The organism is Desulfoferula mesophila (genome assembly GCF_037076455.1).
Lineage (GTDB): Bacteria > Desulfobacterota > Desulfarculia > Desulfarculales > Desulfarculaceae > Desulfoferula > Desulfoferula mesophila.
Map to the genome: position 1 here is coordinate 3,792,269 of NZ_AP028679.1, position 18,150 is coordinate 3,810,418.

The window sequence follows — 18,150 nt, forward strand, 5'->3', positions numbered from 1 at the left end:
CCGGCTTCAGGCGCGGGGCTTACCGGGGGCCGGGGTTGGCGGGGGGTTCCGCCGGCGCGCTGTGGGCGACACCAGGTTGTGGCGCGAGTTGCTGCGCACCTGGGTGGGCCGGAGGGTCGTCTCTTCACCGGGCTTTAGATCCACCTCATAGGTCTGGTCCACCAGCACGGTGGTGATGGGCCAATAGGTCCAGCCGCTGCGCACCCCCACGCTGGCCTGCACGATAAGGCGCAGGGTGTGCGCCCCCGGCGGGACCAGAAAAACCGTGTCGCGCACCAGGCGAGGGGTGCGAATCTCTTTGAGCGATTGGGGCGGCTGGGGCCTGAGCGGCACGTTGCGCCCGTCCTGGGCCAAATACAGGCCCCAGTCCCAACTGGTGTAGGGGGTGGTGTCGTCAAAGGGGGTGAACAGGCTGCGGTCCTCAGCCAGATCCACCAGCACCCGCACCCGCGCCGGGTCGGGGCCGGGATCCACGGTGCCCAAGTCGGCGCAGGCCGCGCCCAGGGCCAGGAGCGACAGCAGCACGAGCACCGCCCCCCGTATCAGGGCGCGGCGCGCCGGGGGACGCCCCAGGCTAGTACAACCAGGGGCCCCAGGTGTCCAGGGGATCCACATCATCGACAGGCATCTCAAAACGATGCACCGTTTGCACCCCGCCGCTGGTGATGGGCATGATCACGGTGAGGCGGTTGGGGAAGTCGCCTTGGGCGATCTGGGGATCGGTCAGCGGAGCCAAGAGCCATTGGCCGTCGCGCTTGAGCTCCCGGGCCGGTTGCAGGTCGTCGTCGATGGTCTGGCCGGGGCCCACCTGGGTGGGCTGCAGCATGCTCACCGGCGACCAGAGGGGCACGCCCTGGTGGGCCACGTGGTACTTGTAGCCCTGGGTGTTCACGTAGTAGGTGTTGGCCCAGTCGATGGTGATGGTACCCACGGTCTCGTTGGCCAGCTTGAGCTCGAAGGTGAAGGTGCGGTCGGTATCTACGCGTAGGCGCACCTTGATGTTGCCCGCGCCGCCGCTGCTGTTTACGCCGCCGGCGGGGCTGTTGTAGGTGTATTGATCCAGCCCGGTGTCGTAGGTCATGGCCGCCTTGGGATAGGTGTCCAGCATCATGGTGGACTCGTCGCGGTAATACTGCACCGCTCTGGGCCCGCCCCCGCAGGCGAAGATGGTGCCCATGAGCATGAGCAACGAAAGGCCCAAACCGACGACGGATGTAGCGCGCATATCCCCACCGCTCCCTGAAGTTTCCCCGCCCAAGTGCGAGTCCCCCCTTTTAACATGTTTTCAGGGCCCTGCCCATAGTCCCCTCGGGGTGGGGCCAAAATAAAAGCCCACCCCCGGGGGGCGGGCTCTGTGCGGCCGGGCCGCGGCTGAATCAGCCGGCCTTTACCTCGATGGTCTTGCTGGTGCTCTTGGTCGCCTTGGGAAGCTGGACCAGCAATACGCCGTCCTTGTGGCTGGCCTGCAGTTTTTCCACGTCCACTTCCCTGGGCAGGCGCACGCTGCGGCTGAAGCCGCCGAAACGCCGCTCCACCACATGGTAGTTGCCCTTGTCTTCCTCGTGTTCCTCGCGCTTTTCCCCGCTCAGGGTGAGCAAGCCGTCGTTGTACTCCACCTTGATGTCCTCGGGCTTGAGCCCCGGCACCTCGGCGCTGACCTCAAACGCGGCCTCGGTCTCTTTTACGTTGATCGCCGGCAGGAAGGAAGCCTCCGGCATCTCGCTGGTCTGACCGGGCTCGAAAAAGCGGCTGAATAGGTCGTCAACCTCCCTACGAAGGCGGTTGACTCCCCTAACCTGCGGGTAGGGAATCAGATAGGCCATCATCGCCCTCCATTTTGGGTTTGTTGATTGATAACAACATCATATGTTGTCCCTATAACTAAAAAGTTAATCCGGGAACCTGCGGTTGCAAGTCCCCGGATCAAATTTTTAGGCCAAATTTTTCAGGTCGTCGAAGCCGAGCGTCTAATCCTGGTACAGCTCGGTGGACTGATAGCGCTCGCCGGTGCTGGGCAGCACCACCACGATGGTCTTGCCCACGTTTTCCGGGCGGCGGGAGAGCTGCCAGGCGGCCCAGGTGGCCGCCCCAGAGCTGATGCCGCACAACAGGCCCTCGTGGCGGGCCAGCAGGCGGGCGGTGTCCATGGCTTGGTCGTTGCTCACGGTGACCACCTCGTCGATAACCCCGCGGTCCAGCACCTGGGGCACGAAACCCGCGCCTATGCCCTGGATCTTGTGGGGGCCGGGCTCGCCGCCGCTCAATACCGGGCTGTCGGCGGGTTCCACGGCCACGGCCTTGAGCCCGGGCTTTTGGCTCTTGAGATAGCTACCCGCCCCGGTGATGGTGCCCCCGGTGCCCACCCCGCACACCAGGATGTCCACCGCCCCGCCGGTGTCCCGCCAGATCTCCGGGCCGGTGGTGTTGCGGTGGACGGCCGAGTTGGCCGGGTTGGCGAACTGGTCGGGCATGTAGGCCTTGGGGCTTTCGGCCACGATTTCCCGGGCCTTGTCGATGGCCCCCTTCATGCCCTGGGCCGCCGGGGTGAGCACCAGCTCGGCCCCCAGGTGCTTGAGCAGCTTGCGGCGCTCGATACTCATGGACTCGGGCATGGTCAGCAGCAGACGGTATTTTTTCACCGCGCAGACAAAGGCCAGGCCGATGCCGGTGTTGCCGCTGGTGGGCTCCACGATCAGGGTGTCGCGGTCGATCTTGCCCTCGGTCTCGGCCGCGCCGATCATGGACACGGCGATGCGGTCCTTCACCGATCCCAGGGGGTTCTGATACTCCAGCTTGGCCACCACCGTGGCCACCATGCCCTCCAGGCAGTTTTCGCTAAGCAGCACCAGGGGGGTGTCCCCCACCACGCGCACGACGTCGGGATTGATGTGGGTGCTCATGCCGTATCCTTTCCGGGCCGCCGGGAGCCCACGTATACCAGTTGGGGCTTTTCCAAAAAAACCTTGGTGTCCGGGGGCACCGACTCGGTGAGCCACACGTTGCCCCCGATGACGCTGCGCGCTCCCACCACCGTCTTGCCGCCCAGGATGGTGGCCCCGGAATAGATGATCACGTTGTCCTCGATGGTGGGGTGGCGCTTGGCCCCCCTCAGGCTCTCCACCTCCTCCTTGGACAGCGACAGGGCCCCCAGGGTCACCCCCTGGTAGAGCCGCACGTGGTCGCCGATCTCGGTGGTCTCGCCGATGACCACGCCGGTGCCGTGATCGATGAAAAAGCTATTGCCGATCTCGGCCCCGGGATGAATGTCGATGCCGGTGTGGGCGTGGGCGTACTCGCTCATCATGCGCGGCAGGATGGGCACCCCCAGATGGCGCAGCAGATGGGCCAGGCGGTACACGGTGACCGCGAACAGGCCGGGATAGGAGAAGATGATCTCGTCCACCCCCCCGCTGGCCGGGTCGCCCTCCTGGGCGGCCAGCACGTCCAGGGTGAGCAGGCGGCGTATCTCGGGCAGGCCCTGCACGAACTCCAGGGCGGCGCGCTGCCCCCGGTCGCCGCAATGAGTGCAGCTCTGGTCGTGGCGGAAGCAGTCGTGGCGCACCGCCCAGGTTATCTGGTCGGCCATCGTGTCGTAGAGCTTCATGAGCACCATGCCCATGTGGTACTCCAGGTTGACCGCCTCGATCTTGTGGCCGTCGAAGTAGCCGGGAAACAGGGCCTTGCGGGATCTGGTCACTATCTCCACCACCGCCTCGCGGCTGGGCAGGGGCACCGGGCTGATGTGCTCGAAACATTCCTTGGTACCGCAGCTGGCCACCAGCTCGTTGACCACGGCGGGCAGCTCTTGGTGCAGCTCCAGGGACAGTTTTTCTTCCAGCTTGCAGTTATCCCCATGGGCGGATTCAGGCATGGCCATATCCTCGGTTCTTCCCTCTTGCCGGGGAGTGGTGGGTCTCTGATTTTTCAGGATAGCATAGGAGCGTTATTCGGAGGAAACCTCGCCCACCAGGTACTTGCGGGCCACGTTCTGCCATAGGCGGCATTCGGGCTCCAGGCCGTTGATGGTGGGCCCGGCGGCCACCTGCTGCAAAAGCTGCTTGGCCTTGGCGTCGCGGCCCTCGTGGTGATACAGCTCGGCCAGGTAAAGGTGGTTGAGCCAGTAGTGGGGGCCCCGGTCGATGGCCGATTTATAGTGCTCCTCGGCCTTGTCGTTGTCCCCGCCGATGAAAAAGGGCAGCTTGCTGTAGATGCGCCCCAAGACCCGGTCGGCCCCGCCGTGGCAATAGGAGGGGTCCATGGTGAGCAGCAGGCGCATGTTGCCCCGCGCCTCTTTCACCAGGCTCAGGGCCTGGCTGATGGGGGCCACGGTGGCCATCATGCCCTGGCCCACGCCCAGCCAGTACACCGGGCCGGGATCCTGGGGATGGGCCTGGCGGGCCCGCTGGGCCACGGCGATCATCTCGCGGTAATAGGGCTCCGCCTTGGCGTCCTGCTCCTGGGCGCCGATCCACACCAACAGCTCGCACTGCTTGAGGGAGGCGTCCAGGTCCTCGGGGGTGTAGGCGAGGATCTCGCGGTAGGCTTCCACCGCCCGGGCGGCCACGTCCATATCGGCACGCTGCTCGTAAAAGGCCTGGGCCTTGGCGGCTAGTTGCACCGGCACGTCCTGGGCCCAGGCCCGGGGGCCGCCCATGGCCAACAAGGCCAAAATCAAGGCCGCCGTGAGCCAAATGGCCGGCAAGCCGTGACCGGTTTTAACAGTGCCGCAATGCAAATCGAGACCTCGTGGTGATGAAACAGCGCATCACATTAAACTAAAATTTTACGCCCCTCGCCTGGTTGGTCAAGCTTTTTAAAACATGCCGCCCACCGACCAGGCGATGGCGAACTGACCGGTGTAGTAAAGGGGCAGGCCCACCAGGCGGTTGAGCCAGCCCGGCTTCTTAAAACGGTCGCGAGCCACGCACAAATCACTGAGATAAAATGACAAAGCCCCGCCAAAGATAAGCCAGGCCTCCAGCCGGGGCAAGGCCGGGTTGAACGCCACCGCCTCGGCGGCCAACAGCATCAGGGTGATGACCACCACGTAGGCCACCACCGGGATGGTCATGTTGCCCAGGCTGGGGCGCAACCACAGGAACACCAGGCCGCTGAAGGCGCAGATGGCCAGAAAACCGGGGCGGATCCAGCCGCCGGGGTCGCTGAGCCCGGCAAAGGCGACCACGTAGGCCACGTGGCCCAACAGGAAGGCAACCAGCCCGGCCTTGAAAGGGGCGTCGCCCTTGAGGGCCAGGCACACGTCGCCGACCAGGCCCAAGACCAGACCGGCCAGCACCAGGTAGAAGTAGTGGGACTGGGCGTGGGGCAGCAGGAGGGCGGTGAGCACGAACAGGCCCGACAGGGGGGCCTTGCAGGCCAGCACCCGAGCGGGGCGCTGGCCGCGCTCGGCCCACAAGAGGCCCAGCAAGAGCAGAACGGCGGGTATCAACAGATAGGTCGCGGTCATGATTCCCCTCCCAGGTCCCTGAGGCTGGGCCAATTTAGCACGCCGGGGCGGGGATTGTAAGCCAAGAGCCGTGGGGCCTTCTTGACCGGGCGGGCAGCAGTCCCGACTATTCCTACCAATTGGTAGGCAACTCCAGGCTGTCTACAAATTAGTAGCTCCCCTATTTGTCACCAAGCCATGACTCCCGTGCAGGCTCTCCGCCCTCCCCAGCCAAGCCCCGGCCAAGAAACCAATGCCCCTTATCATTATAACTACCCAATTTATATAATTATTATCTGACGTATTCGCCTCGGACCAAGCAAGGCCTCCACCCCACGCCCCGCCAGCCCCTTCTGCGCGTTGGGTCCAAGTTTTTCCATATTTCCCACCAAACGGTAGCATCGGCGGTTTTCAGCCTACCGCTAGGTAGTTTTATTGTTTACATTTTTGCAGGCTTGGTGGCGGCCGCGATGGCTTATTGGTGTATTGCCGGTCTCTTAGCCCGCCCCCCTCCGGGCGGGCCAAGTTGGTATGGAGCTTGCGTTAAGTCCCCCCGAGGAAAAGTCGCGCCGGTTGGGCCGTGGTGGCCCGGAACTGGGGAGTGGGCTCCCGGCAGGAAAAAATTCAGCATGCGAGGAGGGTAAGCATGGCCAACCTCAACACGGGCGACACCGCCTGGTTGCTGGTCTGTTGTTCGCTGGTTCTGTTGATGACTCCGGGGCTGGCCTTTTTCTACGGCGGCATGGTGCGCCGCAAGAACATCTTGTCCACCCTGACCCTGAGCTACGTGTTCATGGCCCTGATCGGGGTCCAGTGGCTGTTGTTCGGCTACACCCTGTCCTTTGGCCAGGACATCGGGGGCCTCATCGGGGGGCTCAACTTCCTGGGCTTCATGAACGTGGGCGCCGCGCCCAACCCCGACTACGGCTCCAGCATCCCCCACCAGCTTTTCGCCACCTATCAGATGATGTTCGCGGTGATCACCCCGGCGCTCATCACCGGGGCCTTTGTGGAGCGCATCCGCTTCAAGTCCTTTCTGCTCTTCGGCATCGCCTGGGCCACCCTGGTCTACGACCCCTTGTGCCACTGGGTGTGGGGCGCGGGCGGCTGGCTACGGGAGATGGGCGTGCTGGACTTTGCCGGAGGCACCGTGGTGCACGTGGCCGCCGGTTGCTCGGCCCTGGCCTTCGCCATGGTCATCGGCCCCCGCAAGGGCTTCGGCCACATCCCCATGGAGCCGCACAGCATTCCCTACACCGTGCTGGGCGCGGGCCTGCTGTGGGTGGGCTGGTTCGGCTTCAACGGGGGCAGCGCCCTGGCCGCCAACGGGGTGGCGGTGAACGCCCTGTTGGCCACCAACACCTCCGGGGCCGCCGCCGGGCTGGTGTGGATGCTTCTATCCTGGCTGGACGGCCGCCCCTCCACCCTGGGCCTGGTCACGGGCATGGTGGTGGGCCTGGCCGCGGTTACCCCGGCCTCGGGCTTCGTCTCGCCCCTGGCCGCGCTGGTCATCGGGGCGGTGGCCGCGCCCATCAGCTACTACACCATCCGCTTCCGCGAGCAGCGGGGCCTGGACGAGTCCCTGGACGTCTTCGCCTGCCACGGCATGGCCTCCACCTGGGGCATGATCGCCACCGGCCTGTTCGCCTCCACGGCCATCAACCCCGGCGGGGCCAACGGCCTGTTCCACGGCAATCCCTCCCAGTTGGGAGTGCAGATTCTGGCCACGGTGGTCACCATGATCTTCTCCTTCGCCGTCACCTACGTGTTGGCCAAGGCGCTCAACATGAGCATCGGGCTCAAGGTGGGGACCCACGAGGAAGAAGTTGGGCTTGACATCAGCGGCCACGGTGAACGAGCTTATTCTTAGGAGGATAAGGGAGGGACGGACCATGCTCAAAAAGATCGAAGCCATCATCCGCGAGGACAAGCTCAACGACGTCAAGGACGCCCTGAACGAGATCGGCATCCGGGGAATGAACGTGCTGGAGATTCGCGGCCAGGGCCGCCAGGGCGGCATCACCCTGGCCGGGCGCTCGGGCACCTACCAGGTGGACATGCTACCCAAGATGCAGATGAACATCATCCTGAGCGAAGACAACGTGGATGAAACCATCGAGGCCATCCTGGCCTCCGGGCGCACCGGGGCGGCGGGCGACGGGCTGATCTTCGTCTACCCGGTGGACGAGGTGGTGCGTATCCGCACCGGCGAACGGGGCCACGAGGCGGTGATGTATCCCGGCGACATCGACGAAAAGAAGGGCCGGGGCAAGGCCAAGGCTTCCTAGGCGCCGCAACCATTTGTTATATCGCGGGGCGGGACCGAAAGGTTCCGCCCCGTTTTTTGCCTCCACCCGTCTCCGGGAGTAAACTAGGCCACCGGCAAGCCAACCCAAAACCTGGCGGAAGCGACGTAGAGCATGGAAGCAATCATTCCCTGGCTGGTCTTCGCGGCGGTGGGCGCCTTCAGCGGCACCCTGGCCGGGCTGTTGGGCGTGGGCGGCGGCGTCGTCATCGTGCCGGCGGTGGCCTTCTACCTGGAGGCGGCCAAGCTGGCCCCGGGAAACGTGCTGCACATCGCCCTGGGCACCTCGCTGGCGGTGATTGTGTTCACCTCCGTCAGCAGCTTTCGGGCCCACCACAAGCGCGGCGCGGTGGACTGGTCCATCGTGGCCCGCATCACCGGGGGCATCCTGGCCGGCACCTATCTGGGCTCCTGGGTGGCCGCCCAGCTCTCCACCCGCTTCCTGGCCGCCTTCTTCGTGGCGTTCCTCTACCTGGTGGCCCTGCAGATGCTTCTGGAGGCCCGGCCCAAGCCCAGCCGCCACGTACCCGTCTGGACCGGCACCAGCCTGGTGGGCCTGTTCATCGGCGGGGTCAGCGCCCTGGTGGGCATCGGCGGAGGCTCGCTCAGCGTGCCCTTCATGACCTGGTGCAACCTGCCCATCCACCGGGCCATCGGTACCTCGGCAGCCATCGGCCTGCCCATCGCCCTGGCCGGGGCGGCGGGCTATATGGTCAACGGCTGGAACGAGCCCGGCCTGCCCGCCCATAGCCTGGGCTTCGTGTACCTGCCCGCCCTGGTGGGCATCGCCCTGGTCAGCGTGTTCTTCGCCCCCCTGGGGGCCCGCCTGGCCCACCGCCTGCCCACCGGCCCCCTCAAGAAGACCTTCGCCGTCTTCCTCATCCTGGTGGCCACCAAGATGCTCCTGGGCCTGCTATAGGGTCCGCCCCCGCCCAGTCCGGCCGCCGGAACAAGCCCCCGGCCCCCACCGGAACTATCCCAAATTAAAACCGTATTGCGCCACCAGGTAGGCCAGGTAGATCCCCAAAATCCAGGCCCCTTGCCAGCGCTTGAACCAGCCGTCGGTGTTCAGACGGATGAACAGGCGGAAGGAGTAGAGGATCAAGAGCATGGCCGGGAAGTGGAAGCTGTAGAAGTTGGGGGGCACGCTCAGGGGGCGGGCCACCGCCGCCGCGCCGATGACGAAAAGGCAGTTGAGCACGTCGGCCCCCACCACGTTGCCCACCATGATCTGGGGCTGGCGCTTCTTCACCGCGCTTATGGCGGTCATCAGCTCGGGCAGGCTGGTGCCGAAGGCCACCAGGGTGGCGGCGATGACGTCCTGGGGCACCCCCAGGCGAGCCGCCCCCTCGGCGGCGGTGGGCACCAGCAGGCGGCTGCCCACGATCACCCCCGCCAGGCCCAGCAGGGTGCAGCCCAGGGATCTGCCCAGGCCCCAGGGCGCTTGGTCCTCCTCCGGCTCGTCCACCAGGCCGCTCTGGCGGGCCCAGCGGTAGGACATATAGAGATAACCCACCAGTAGCACCAGGAACAAAACGCCCACCCCGCGGCCCAGCACCGGGTTCTGGGGGTTTTGCCACAGGGCCAACAGGGCCAGCAGCACCAACAGGGTGGCCGAGGCCACCTGCACCCAACCGGTGCGGTTGAGGATGTAGCGGCGCACCGGCACCCGGCTGATGATGCACATCAGCCCGAAGATGAGGCCGGTGTCGCAGATGATGGAACCCACCCCGTTGCCCAGGGCCAGGCCGGGGTTGCCGGTCCAGGCGGCCATGACGCTCACGAACATCTCGGGGGTGGTGGTGCCCAGGCTGATGATGGTGGCTCCGATGACGATGCGGGGCAGGCCGGTGCGCCGGGCCAGGGCCACCGCGCCGTCCACCATGAGGTCCGCGCCCTTGGAAAGCACCACGATGCACACGATGAGCAGCAAAAGCAGGCCCCACACCGGCAGGCCGGCCACCATTTGCTGCAGCACTTCTTCGCTGGTCAGGTAGTAGAATATCCGTTCCAAGTCCCTTACCGCCGTCTTTTAACCATCGGCCGAGCCGCTCCGCGCGGTCAAGGGCAGCTTACCATGGGCGGCATGCCCGGTCCGCAAAATGGCGCGCCGACCAACGGAAAAGCCGCCCTTGGCCGGGCGCGGCCTCGCTTAATCCCTTTTGGGCGGCCGGTCGGGCCAGGGATGGGGATACAGCTCGCTCAAGTAATAGGTTTGGCTTTTGGTGATGACGGCGATGTCGTAGCCGGAGAACCGGGCGTTTTCAAACAGCAACTGCCGGCAGATGCCGCAGGGCACGGGCTGGGCGGATTGGTCCACGCTGGTTATGGCCATGGCCAGGATCAGAGGGTCGGCGTGGGCGAAGCAATGGGCCAGGGCCACCTGCTCCGCGTGCAAGGTAAGGCTGTGCGAGGGGGAGAACCGGTTCACGCCCCCGTATATCGCTTGGTTGGTGGTCAGGACCGCGGCGCCGTAGGTGGCGATCTCCACGCCAAAGGAAAAACCTTGCTCAAGCATTTCATCGGCGGCCCGCAACAGCCTCTCCGCCGTCTGCGGCTCCAGCGTTGGTCTTTGCAAGGCCACTCTTGAGCACATGACCGCACTCCCGGCTCGGGTCTCGTCCCCCCCGGCGGCCGCCGCGCCCTGCGCCGCCGCCCACCTATAATTTAGCATCTGCAAGGCCGGGATCGGCGCATTTTGCGGGCCACCCGGGATCATCGCCAGGCCCAGGGGCGGGACCTGGCCCCGTCAAAATGCCCATGCCCGGCGGGCGGGCCCTGTCGCAGGCAATCAGAGGCTGCACGCCTAGGCTGGGACGGCACAGAATAAGTATACGTAACGAATCCTAGGGCATTGGCCCCAAGCGGAGCCCCAACCCGCGGCTATATCGAGGTAAAGTCTCCGGCTCTCCTGGCCTTGGCCACGCCCAACATATAGGCCTCCAGGGCCGTTTCCGTGCTGGGCATATAGGCCGCCCCCAGGGCCATGTTGACGCAGCCGCTTTTGTCATCCTCGGTGACGAAAATGACGCGCCGGTTTTGGGCCGCGGCCTCCAGGACCCTGGCCGCGCACTCTTCGGCGGTTATCGCGCCGGAGGGCGCGCCGCCGGCCGCGTCCCAAATGGGGGTGGCCACCGTGCCGGGCACGATAGTGGAAAAGCGAATCCCCTCATCCCAATATTCATAACGCAGCGAATTGGTCATGCTCAGCAAGGCCGCCTTGGTGGCGGCGTACATGCTTTGGTAGGGCAGATTCACGAAAGCGATGCCCGAGGCGGTGTTGAGGATATGCCCTCCCTTGGCCTTTTGCATATAGGGCAACGCCGCGCGGATGCCGTAAAGCGCCCCGTGGAAATTGATGGCAAAGGCTTTGGCCCAGTCCTCGTTGCCCAGGTTGCCGAAGGCGCCGGACAGGCCCAGGCCCGCGTTGTTGAACAGCAACTCCAGCCGACCGCCGCCCAAGGCCGCCGCGCTGTCCACCATGGCCTTGACGCTCTCCTCCCGGGTCACATCGGTTTTCACCCCTTGCACCCTGCCGGGGTACTGCTGGTTCAGGCGATCGGCGTGCTTGGCCAGATTGGCTTCGTTGATGTCGGCCAGGGTTACCGCTCGGGCCCCATTGGCCAGCATGGCCTCCACCAGGGCCAGCCCGATACCGGAGGCTCCGCCAGTGACTGCGGCTACTTTATCGCGATAATAGTGGCTCGTTTCGCTCATGGTCGTTGCATTCCTTTCCCAGTGTAACTCCCGCGTTAGGGCTTCGCCCGGCGCAGGCCCCAGGTGTTTAACGACTGCCGCCTAGGGCGCGGCCCCTTGCTCCGTTGCTTGGCCGCCAAGCAGCGCGTTGATCTCGCCCAGCAAAGAGGTGAGCACCAAAAGCAGTACTCCATTGACCACGAGGATACCCGCGACCAGTAAGCCGGGGAGCAGGCCCGGCAGGAGCATGGATATTCCGAAAAGTATTGCCGCCAAATTCAGGGCGGTTTGGGTGGCCGCCAGCTTCTTCACCACCGGAGGCACGGCCGCTTGGTCCGCGGGGTCGCAAGCGGTTTTCCTAAGCCGAGGGGCAAAACGTTTGGCCAGCAAAATTGCGCCGCCCAGGATGTTGAGAGGTCCCAGAAGCACCGTGACCAGCACGGTAACCACGCCCGGCACGATGCTGGAAAATATCCCCAAGCCGGCCAGCAGAAGGCCCAAGGCGATCATCAGCCACGAACGCCTGTATTGGCCCAGCGGAGTGTCGCCCATGGCCATCATCTGAATAGCCATCAAGGTGAGCAAAAGGCCCAACTGGCCATCGGCGGAAAAGGCGACGAGCCCAAGATTTACCGGGAAGAGCAAAAGCCCCAGGAAGCCCAACAGGATCGCCAGCATCAACAACACGGCCTGCGAAAGAGGCAGGGAAGTTTCCGCGAAAAGCTTGGCGCGCCATCCGGCCTCGGGGCGGCTGCGCCCGGCCGCGCTTTGGGCCGGGAGGGCATACCCGTGGGCGCCCTGGATTCCGGCCACCCGCCAGAGGCACCAAGCGAGATAGAAAAAAGCAAGCCCGTAACAGATGAGCAGCAGGGCGGTCTGCCCGTCCCCCAGAATGCCGGGAAAGAGGGTTATCAGACCGGTGGCAAACGAGAGACCATAGACCAGCAGGCAGGAGACGACCAACTGCTTCAGCATGCCGGAGCCGCCGGCCCAGGCCTTGCGCGCTCCCTGGGAAGCCATCAGCCTGACCGTCAAGGTGGGGCCACCCAACGACAGGATGAGGCCCACCAGCACCCGGATCGCCTCGGTCAAATATCCCGGGATAAAACAGGCGGCCATGCCAAAGGTACCCGTGCCCAGGCCCATGATGATAAGGCCCCACGATCTGTGAAGATCGCCGAACGGGCTCTTGCCCATGGTTATCGTCTGAAAGGAGACCAGGACCAGAAAAACACCGTAGGCGCTGTCCCGGGTGTAGGGCAAGGCGCCGTCCTTTATGGCCAACAACAGGACGCCGAACAGGAGCATGAACGCCCCGAGGATGAGCAGAACCACCACCTCCAGGGACAGATCGGATGCGTGTCTCATTCTGGCCAGAAGATTTCCCGGCAGGCTATCGCGGCTCATCGGGGGGCGCTAGGTTGATTTTTTGCCGAGAGCGGAGACCTTTTGCGCCCCGGGCGTTCCTTCGAGGGTGAACCCCGGATCAAAGACGCTGTGGCAGTTGGGGCAAATGAACATCCATTTGGTGGACTCTCCTTCGCGCCGGAACATGGAATGGAAGCCGTCCTTATAGCCGCACACGGGGCAGACCTTGAACTCCCCGTCTATTTCGACTCGCCTCACCTCGTAATCCATGAACTCTTCCCTCCTACAGGCTCCGGTATTAATCGTCCTGCACCAATCAGGGATATTTTATAATTAAGACTGGATTCAACCGCCACGACAAGCACAATCGCCAAGGCGCCCGCTGAATTTGGGGCATAGTCGCGGTTTGGTCCAGTGTGGCAAACCACGCGGGAGGCCGGCCGGGTTTTGGTACCCGCGTAAAACGATAGGCAGGGAGCATTGCGCTACATAAAGATAGTCTGCATATCCATTATCGCCTTGGGATGGCTGGCCTCCTCCGCCGCCGCGGACATGGTCTCGTTCCCCGGTCTCGCCAAAGCAGGCAAGAGCATCGAACTGCGGGCCGAACTGCTGAAGCCCCCGGGCAAGGGCCCTTTCCCCGCCGTGGTGCTGCTCTCCGGTTGCGCGGGAATCCAGCCCTTTATCAAACAATGGGCGGCAAAATTCGTGGACTGGGGCTATCTGACCCTCATCGTGGACAGCTTCGGACCCAGGGGGGTCAAATCGGTATGCGGCGATCCCTTTCTGGTGAGCTTCGCCACCAGGGCCGACGATGCCTATGCCGCCAGGAAATACCTGGCCGGTTCACCCTTGGTGAAGCCGGACCGGATTTTCCTTATCGGTTGGTCCCACGGCGGCAAAAGCGTCCTGACCGCCCTGCTCGATTCTCCGGACCAAAAACCAGGCCCTCCCTTCCGCGCGGCGGTGGCCTTCTATCCCTATTGCAACGAGCCGCTGGACGCGGTGAACGCCCCCTTGTTGATCCTGATCGGGGAGCTGGACGATTGGTGCCCCGCGAGTTACTGCGTGGCCATGCAGCCCAAAAAGAAAACCGCCAACGAGGTGATCGTAAAGGTCTACCCCGGCGCCTATCACAGGTTCGACGCCGACATGCCGCCGATGACCAACCAGGGCCACCACCTGGAATACAACCCGGAGGCCGCCTCCGACGCCGCCGTCCAGGTGCGGGGCTTTTTCGGCAAGTACGTGCAGCAGGAAAGATCGAACGAATAATTCTGGGGGAACCACTTGTCTAAGGGTGCGTCATAAGCCAAGATGAATAGTTGTGGGGTACGATCAAGTCGTAGCACTTCTCCGACCGGAAGGCAACCCGCGGCGGCCCCTTGGGATGCCTTACCGGTCTGATCCATCTCTGCCTTCCCACTAAGCCGCCACAAGCGCCTCGGCATAACCGATGCCTGGTGTTAGTATTGGTTTTGCCGTTGGCGGCAAAATTGATTTCGGTACCGCCCTGCCGCCGGGGGGGCCGCATCAGCTTGGGCGCCGTAACCAGCGACGGACGGGATCAAAGCGAAAGGAGAGCGGATGCTTGGGTTTCAGCTCGACACCTGGGACTACATAACTTTCGCGGCTCTAGCCGTAATCGTCTTGGGATTCGTGCTCTTTTTGATCTTTCTCCTGGGGCTGCCCGGCAGAATCGCCATCGCGCGCAAGCACCCCGAGGCCGAAGCGGTCAACCTCATGGGCTGGGTGGGCTTTCTGGCCATCGTGCCCTGGATTCAGGCGCTGATCTGGGCCTTCAAGCCCAGCGACGTGGTGGACATCCGGCGCTTCCCCCGGGAAGTGGCCCAGGCCACCGAAGAGGAAATAGGGAGGCTCTCGGGCAAGGCGGCGGCTAAGAAGTCCCACGAGCCGGTTGACGCGAAACCGGTTACCAAGAGCGACGCCTGAGGAAAGGGGGGCTTCCGCGATGGTTGCAGCGTTTTTGATCACCGCCATTGCCGGCATCGTCGTCTGGCTGGTCTTTTTCAAGTTTAAATGGCTTCGCTTCACCTACGGCTGGGCCTTTTTCCTCCTGTTTTTCGTGGCCCACCTGGCCCTGGTGTTTCTGGTGGGCATGCGTTTCGTGGCGCCTTACTCCACGGACGTCAAGGTGATCCAGCACACCATCCAGCTGGTGCCGCGCCTGCCGGAGCCCACGCTGGTCACGGCCGTGTACGTAAAACCCAACGTCCCGGTGAAAAAAGGCGACCCGCTGTTCCAGTTCGACAAACGGCCCTACCAATACAAGGTGAATCAGCTCGAGGCCCAGCTGGCCAAGGCCAAGCAGAACGTCCTGGTGCTCAAGGCCGACGTGGACGTGGCCGAGCAACGGGTGGCCATAACCCAGGACAAGCTGGCCTTTGCCAAGTATCAGCAGAAGCTGGCCAGCGGGCTGGCCCAAAAGGGCGCCGGGCCGGAGGAGGAATCCCAGAAGGCCAACGCCCAGCTCAAGATCGCCCAGTCGGCCGTGAAGGAGGCGCAGGCCGATCTGGTGCGGGCCCGGCTGGAGTACGAGTCGCAGATCGACGGGGTGAACACCACGGTGGCCGCCTTCCAGGCGGAGCTGGCCCAGGCGCAATACTATCTGGACAACACCACCATGGTGGCCCCGGAGGACGGCTTCATCACCAACCTCCAGGTGGTGCCGGGCATGGTGGCGGGCATCATCCGCGCGGGCGGCATCGCCACCTTCATCGTGGACGCGGGGCGCTACGTGCTGGGCACTTACTACCAGGAGCAGCTCAAGTACGTGAAGGAAGGTCAGCCGGTGGAGCTGGCCATCGACCTGCATCCGGGCCAGATATTCAAGGGCAAGGTGGAGAGCGTATGGTGGGCCAGCGGCCAGGGGCAAATGCTGCCCAGCGGGCGGCTGCCCAGCTGGCACCTGCCCATGGAGCTGCCCCAGGGACGTTTCGCCGTAAAGATCAAGCTGGATGACGAGAAAGCAGCCATGTTCCCCATCGGCGCCCAGGGGGCCGCGGCCATCTACACCGGCGGCGGGGGCTTTGCCGTGCTGCGCCGCATCTCCATCCGCACCTACACCTGGGGGAGATGGCTCTATCCCCTGCCCTTCTAAGGGGGCCGCGAGCGAAGCATGACCAGTGCGTGGGGAGAGTGGAAAAGTGGCGCGATGCTAAACAAAGAGCGGCAAAGTTCAGCCAACCGGGACGGGGCGGCGGCGTCCTCCCCGGCTCGCCGGTTACGGGGGCCCGAGTCTTCCCGCAAGACTCTGGGGGGTCTGCTGATGGCGATGTGCCTGGCGGCGACGCTCCTGGCGGGCTGCTCCCTCACCGATCCCCCGGCGCACAAGGAAGTGGTCAAGCAGGCCCTGCCGGAAAAAACCAGCATACCCCCGCAATGGAGCTCCCCCACCGACGCGCAGGCCGTGGCCAACGACTGGCTGAAGTCGTTCAACGATCCGGCCATGGAAGCGCTGGTGGCCGAAGCCATGCAAAACAACCTGGACCTGCGCCAGGCCGCCGCGGTGGTGGAGATGGCCCGGCAGACCGTGACGGTGGTCGGCGCCCAACTATACCCGCAAGTCGGAGCCAAAGTCGGCGGGGCCGGCACCATATCGGACACCTATGCCCCCGGAACCAACTCGGACAACGACTCGTTCTATGGGGCCGGTTACGGATACGCGGGCGTCTACTGGGAGCTCGACGTGTGGGGCAAGCTGCGGGCCCAGCGGGAGGCCACGGTGGCCAAATATCAGGCCAGCGCCCTGGAGTTCGCCTTTGCCCGCCAGTCCCTGGCCGCCACGGTGGCCAAAAGCTGGTATCTGGCGGTCGAGACCGCCCAGCTCTTGGAACTGGCCGAAAAGAGCGTGCGTATCTACACCGACTTGCGCGACCTGGTGCAGGTGCGGCAAACCGCGGGCAAGGTGACCGAGCTGGACGTGGCGGAAGCCAACGCCAACCTGAACACCGCCTTGAGCGCCCTGGCCGCCGCCCGCAGCAACTACAGCGAGGCGCGGCGCAACCTGGAACGCATCCTGGGGCGCTATCCGGCGGCCGAGATCGCGGTGGCCCGCAACTTCGTGCCGGTTCCTCCGCCGGTCAGGGCCGGCCTGCCGGTCAAGCTGTTGGAGCGCCGGCCCGACCTGGTGGCGGCCGAGAAACAGGTTTTGGCGGCGTTTCGCCAGCAGGAGGCCGCCAAGCTGAACCTGCTGCCCAGCTTCGCGCTGACCCTGGACGCCGGGCGCATCAGCGACGGCCTCACCTCCCTGCTGCGCATCGTCCCCTGGCTGCTCCACGGCACCATCGGCATGGACATCCCCCTGTACATGGGCGGCGCGTTGCGGGCCAAGGTGGAGATAGCCACGGCCCGGCAAAAGCGGGTGGTCGCCAGCTACGGCAGCGCCCTGCTCAAGGCCTTCTACGAGGTGGAGGTGACCCTGACCAACGAGTCGTCCCTGGCCTCGCAACTGCACAAAGAGATGAAGGCCTTTGGCGACTACAACAATGCGGTGCGCCTGGCCACCATCCGCTACCGGGCCGGCGCGGGGGATATGCTGAGCGTGCTGATCATGCAGGAGAAGGCCCTGGGCAGCCAATCCAAGGTCATTCAGCTGCGCAACGCCCGGCTGGCCAACCGCATCAATCTGCACCTGGCCTTGGGCGGCGGCTTTGACGACGCCCCGGCCACCCTCCAGTAAGGCTCCGGCGCTTTTGCCCTTAAGACGTTGCAGACAACGACCGCGTTGCGCCCTCGGCCACGATGTATCATGGAGTTATGTCGGAAAGGACAACTCCATTCATGGGGTAAAGAGACTATGCGACGCGCGCGCTCTGTTTACGCCAAGTTCCTGACGGCGTTGACTCTGGCCCTGCTGTTGGCCGCGGCCGCCGGCTGCGGCAACGCTTACCTGGACCCCGGACCGGACCCGGCCAGGATCCAGGTGAAGCTGTGGGCCAAGGTGCCGGAGCAGCTCAAAAATCATCCCGGCGAGTGGATCTATTGGGACTGGAGCCTGCGCCTGGTGGTGCCCAAGGGGCCCTACCCCATGCTTCGGCCCGCCGTGGAGCAGGATTTCTACACCATAGCCGACACCAACCCCCTGGTGCGCGACACCACCTTTTTGGCCCCGCCGGGCAAGCGGCAATACCTCCTGGAGGCCTATGGCTACGCCATCCGTCAGCGAGGCGAGCATTCCGGGCCCAAGGTTTTGACCAAGCTGGTGGAGTTCATCGACTTGGACCTGGCCCCCGGCCAGACCTACGTTTTGCAGCGCCGGGTGGGCGGCCGATAAAAATACCCAGCAAATTTTTTCATCCCGAATCAGCCGCCA

General features: G+C 64.4%; 20 protein-coding genes. 8 read left to right on the forward strand and 12 right to left on the reverse strand.

Annotated features, from left to right (window positions below):
• Positions 1-6 precede the first annotated feature (6 nt).
• The 7 genes from AACH32_RS17415 to AACH32_RS17445 all read right to left on the reverse strand — a co-directional run bounded on the left by AACH32_RS17415 (position 7) and on the right by AACH32_RS17445 (position 5,467).
• The gene (locus tag AACH32_RS17415) at positions 7-525 is read right to left on the reverse strand and encodes a hypothetical protein (protein WP_338602308.1); all 519 of its coding nucleotides are present in this window, start codon (positions 523-525) and stop codon (positions 7-9) included.
• A 49-nt stretch (positions 526-574) separates the two neighbouring features.
• Positions 575-1,225 (reverse strand): hypothetical protein, encoded by a 651-nt coding sequence (locus tag AACH32_RS17420; protein ID WP_338602310.1) that lies wholly within the window; start codon positions 1,223-1,225, stop codon positions 575-577.
• A gap of 151 nt (positions 1,226-1,376) precedes the next feature.
• Complete coding sequence (locus AACH32_RS17425) at positions 1,377-1,826, reverse strand: Hsp20/alpha crystallin family protein (protein ID WP_338602312.1); 450 nt, start codon at positions 1,824-1,826, stop codon at positions 1,377-1,379.
• Positions 1,827-1,967: 141 nt separating this feature from the next.
• Positions 1,968-2,900 (reverse strand): cysteine synthase A, encoded by a 933-nt coding sequence (cysK, locus tag AACH32_RS17430; protein WP_338602315.1) that lies wholly within the window; start codon positions 2,898-2,900, stop codon positions 1,968-1,970.
• The gene (gene epsC, locus AACH32_RS17435; protein ID WP_338602318.1) at positions 2,897-3,871 is read right to left on the reverse strand and encodes a serine O-acetyltransferase EpsC; all 975 of its coding nucleotides are present in this window, start codon (positions 3,869-3,871) and stop codon (positions 2,897-2,899) included. Before epsC ends, cysK begins: the two co-directional genes overlap by 4 nt.
• Positions 3,872-3,943: 72 nt before the next feature.
• Positions 3,944-4,702, reverse strand: a complete 759-nt coding sequence (locus AACH32_RS17440; RefSeq protein WP_338602321.1) for a tetratricopeptide repeat protein — start codon at positions 4,700-4,702, stop codon at positions 3,944-3,946.
• A 111-nt stretch (positions 4,703-4,813) separates the two neighbouring features.
• Positions 4,814-5,467, reverse strand: coding sequence for a lysoplasmalogenase (locus AACH32_RS17445; protein ID WP_338602323.1), 654 nt, complete (start codon positions 5,465-5,467; stop codon positions 4,814-4,816).
• A gap of 625 nt (positions 5,468-6,092) precedes the next feature.
• Here AACH32_RS17445 and AACH32_RS17450 point away from each other — a divergent pair.
• The 3 genes from AACH32_RS17450 (at position 6,093) to AACH32_RS17460 (ending at position 8,670) form a co-directional block, all read left to right on the forward strand.
• Entirely contained in the window at positions 6,093-7,316 is a 1,224-nt protein-coding gene (locus AACH32_RS17450) for an ammonium transporter (RefSeq protein WP_338602326.1), read from the forward strand.
• A 22-nt stretch (positions 7,317-7,338) separates the two neighbouring features.
• The gene (locus AACH32_RS17455; RefSeq protein WP_338602328.1) at positions 7,339-7,734 is read left to right on the forward strand and encodes a P-II family nitrogen regulator; all 396 of its coding nucleotides are present in this window, start codon (positions 7,339-7,341) and stop codon (positions 7,732-7,734) included.
• A gap of 132 nt (positions 7,735-7,866) precedes the next feature.
• Complete coding sequence (locus AACH32_RS17460; RefSeq protein WP_338602331.1) at positions 7,867-8,670, forward strand: sulfite exporter TauE/SafE family protein; 804 nt, start codon at positions 7,867-7,869, stop codon at positions 8,668-8,670.
• A 54-nt stretch (positions 8,671-8,724) separates the two neighbouring features.
• Here AACH32_RS17460 and AACH32_RS17465 read toward each other — a convergent pair whose 3' ends face one another.
• The 5 genes from AACH32_RS17465 to AACH32_RS17485 all read right to left on the reverse strand — a co-directional run bounded on the left by AACH32_RS17465 (position 8,725) and on the right by AACH32_RS17485 (position 13,085).
• Complete coding sequence (locus tag AACH32_RS17465) at positions 8,725-9,765, reverse strand: calcium/sodium antiporter (protein ID WP_338602333.1); 1,041 nt, start codon at positions 9,763-9,765, stop codon at positions 8,725-8,727.
• Between the two features lie 138 nt (positions 9,766-9,903).
• Positions 9,904-10,347, reverse strand: coding sequence for a cytidine deaminase family protein (locus AACH32_RS17470; protein ID WP_338602335.1), 444 nt, complete (start codon positions 10,345-10,347; stop codon positions 9,904-9,906).
• Positions 10,348-10,634: 287 nt separating this feature from the next.
• The gene (locus AACH32_RS17475; RefSeq protein ID WP_338602338.1) at positions 10,635-11,468 is read right to left on the reverse strand and encodes an SDR family NAD(P)-dependent oxidoreductase; all 834 of its coding nucleotides are present in this window, start codon (positions 11,466-11,468) and stop codon (positions 10,635-10,637) included.
• Positions 11,469-11,549: 81 nt separating this feature from the next.
• Entirely contained in the window at positions 11,550-12,815 is a 1,266-nt protein-coding gene (locus AACH32_RS17480) for a hypothetical protein (protein WP_338602340.1), read from the reverse strand.
• 48 nt (positions 12,816-12,863) lie between these two features.
• On the reverse strand, positions 12,864-13,085 hold the full coding sequence (locus AACH32_RS17485; protein ID WP_338602342.1) for a hypothetical protein: 222 nt from the start codon (positions 13,083-13,085) through the stop codon (positions 12,864-12,866).
• 210 nt (positions 13,086-13,295) lie between these two features.
• Between AACH32_RS17485 and AACH32_RS17490 the strand changes: the two genes are divergently transcribed.
• The 5 genes from AACH32_RS17490 (at position 13,296) to AACH32_RS17510 (ending at position 18,111) form a co-directional block, all read left to right on the forward strand.
• A complete protein-coding gene (locus AACH32_RS17490) occupies positions 13,296-14,090 on the forward strand; it encodes a dienelactone hydrolase family protein (protein WP_338602345.1) in 795 nt (264 codons plus the stop codon).
• A 312-nt stretch (positions 14,091-14,402) separates the two neighbouring features.
• Positions 14,403-14,768: a DUF3302 domain-containing protein gene (locus AACH32_RS17495; RefSeq protein ID WP_338602348.1), complete on the forward strand. Its 366-nt coding sequence runs from the start codon at positions 14,403-14,405 to the stop codon at positions 14,766-14,768.
• 19 nt (positions 14,769-14,787) lie between these two features.
• Positions 14,788-15,936: an HlyD family secretion protein gene (locus AACH32_RS17500; protein ID WP_338602351.1), complete on the forward strand. Its 1,149-nt coding sequence runs from the start codon at positions 14,788-14,790 to the stop codon at positions 15,934-15,936.
• A 168-nt stretch (positions 15,937-16,104) separates the two neighbouring features.
• Positions 16,105-17,517 (forward strand): efflux transporter outer membrane subunit, encoded by a 1,413-nt coding sequence (locus AACH32_RS17505; protein WP_338602353.1) that lies wholly within the window; start codon positions 16,105-16,107, stop codon positions 17,515-17,517.
• A gap of 117 nt (positions 17,518-17,634) precedes the next feature.
• Positions 17,635-18,111 carry a hypothetical protein gene (locus AACH32_RS17510; RefSeq protein ID WP_338602356.1) on the forward strand — a complete coding sequence of 159 codons (477 nt, stop codon included), beginning with the start codon at positions 17,635-17,637 and terminating at the stop codon, positions 18,109-18,111.
• Positions 18,112-18,150: the final 39 nt, after the last annotated feature.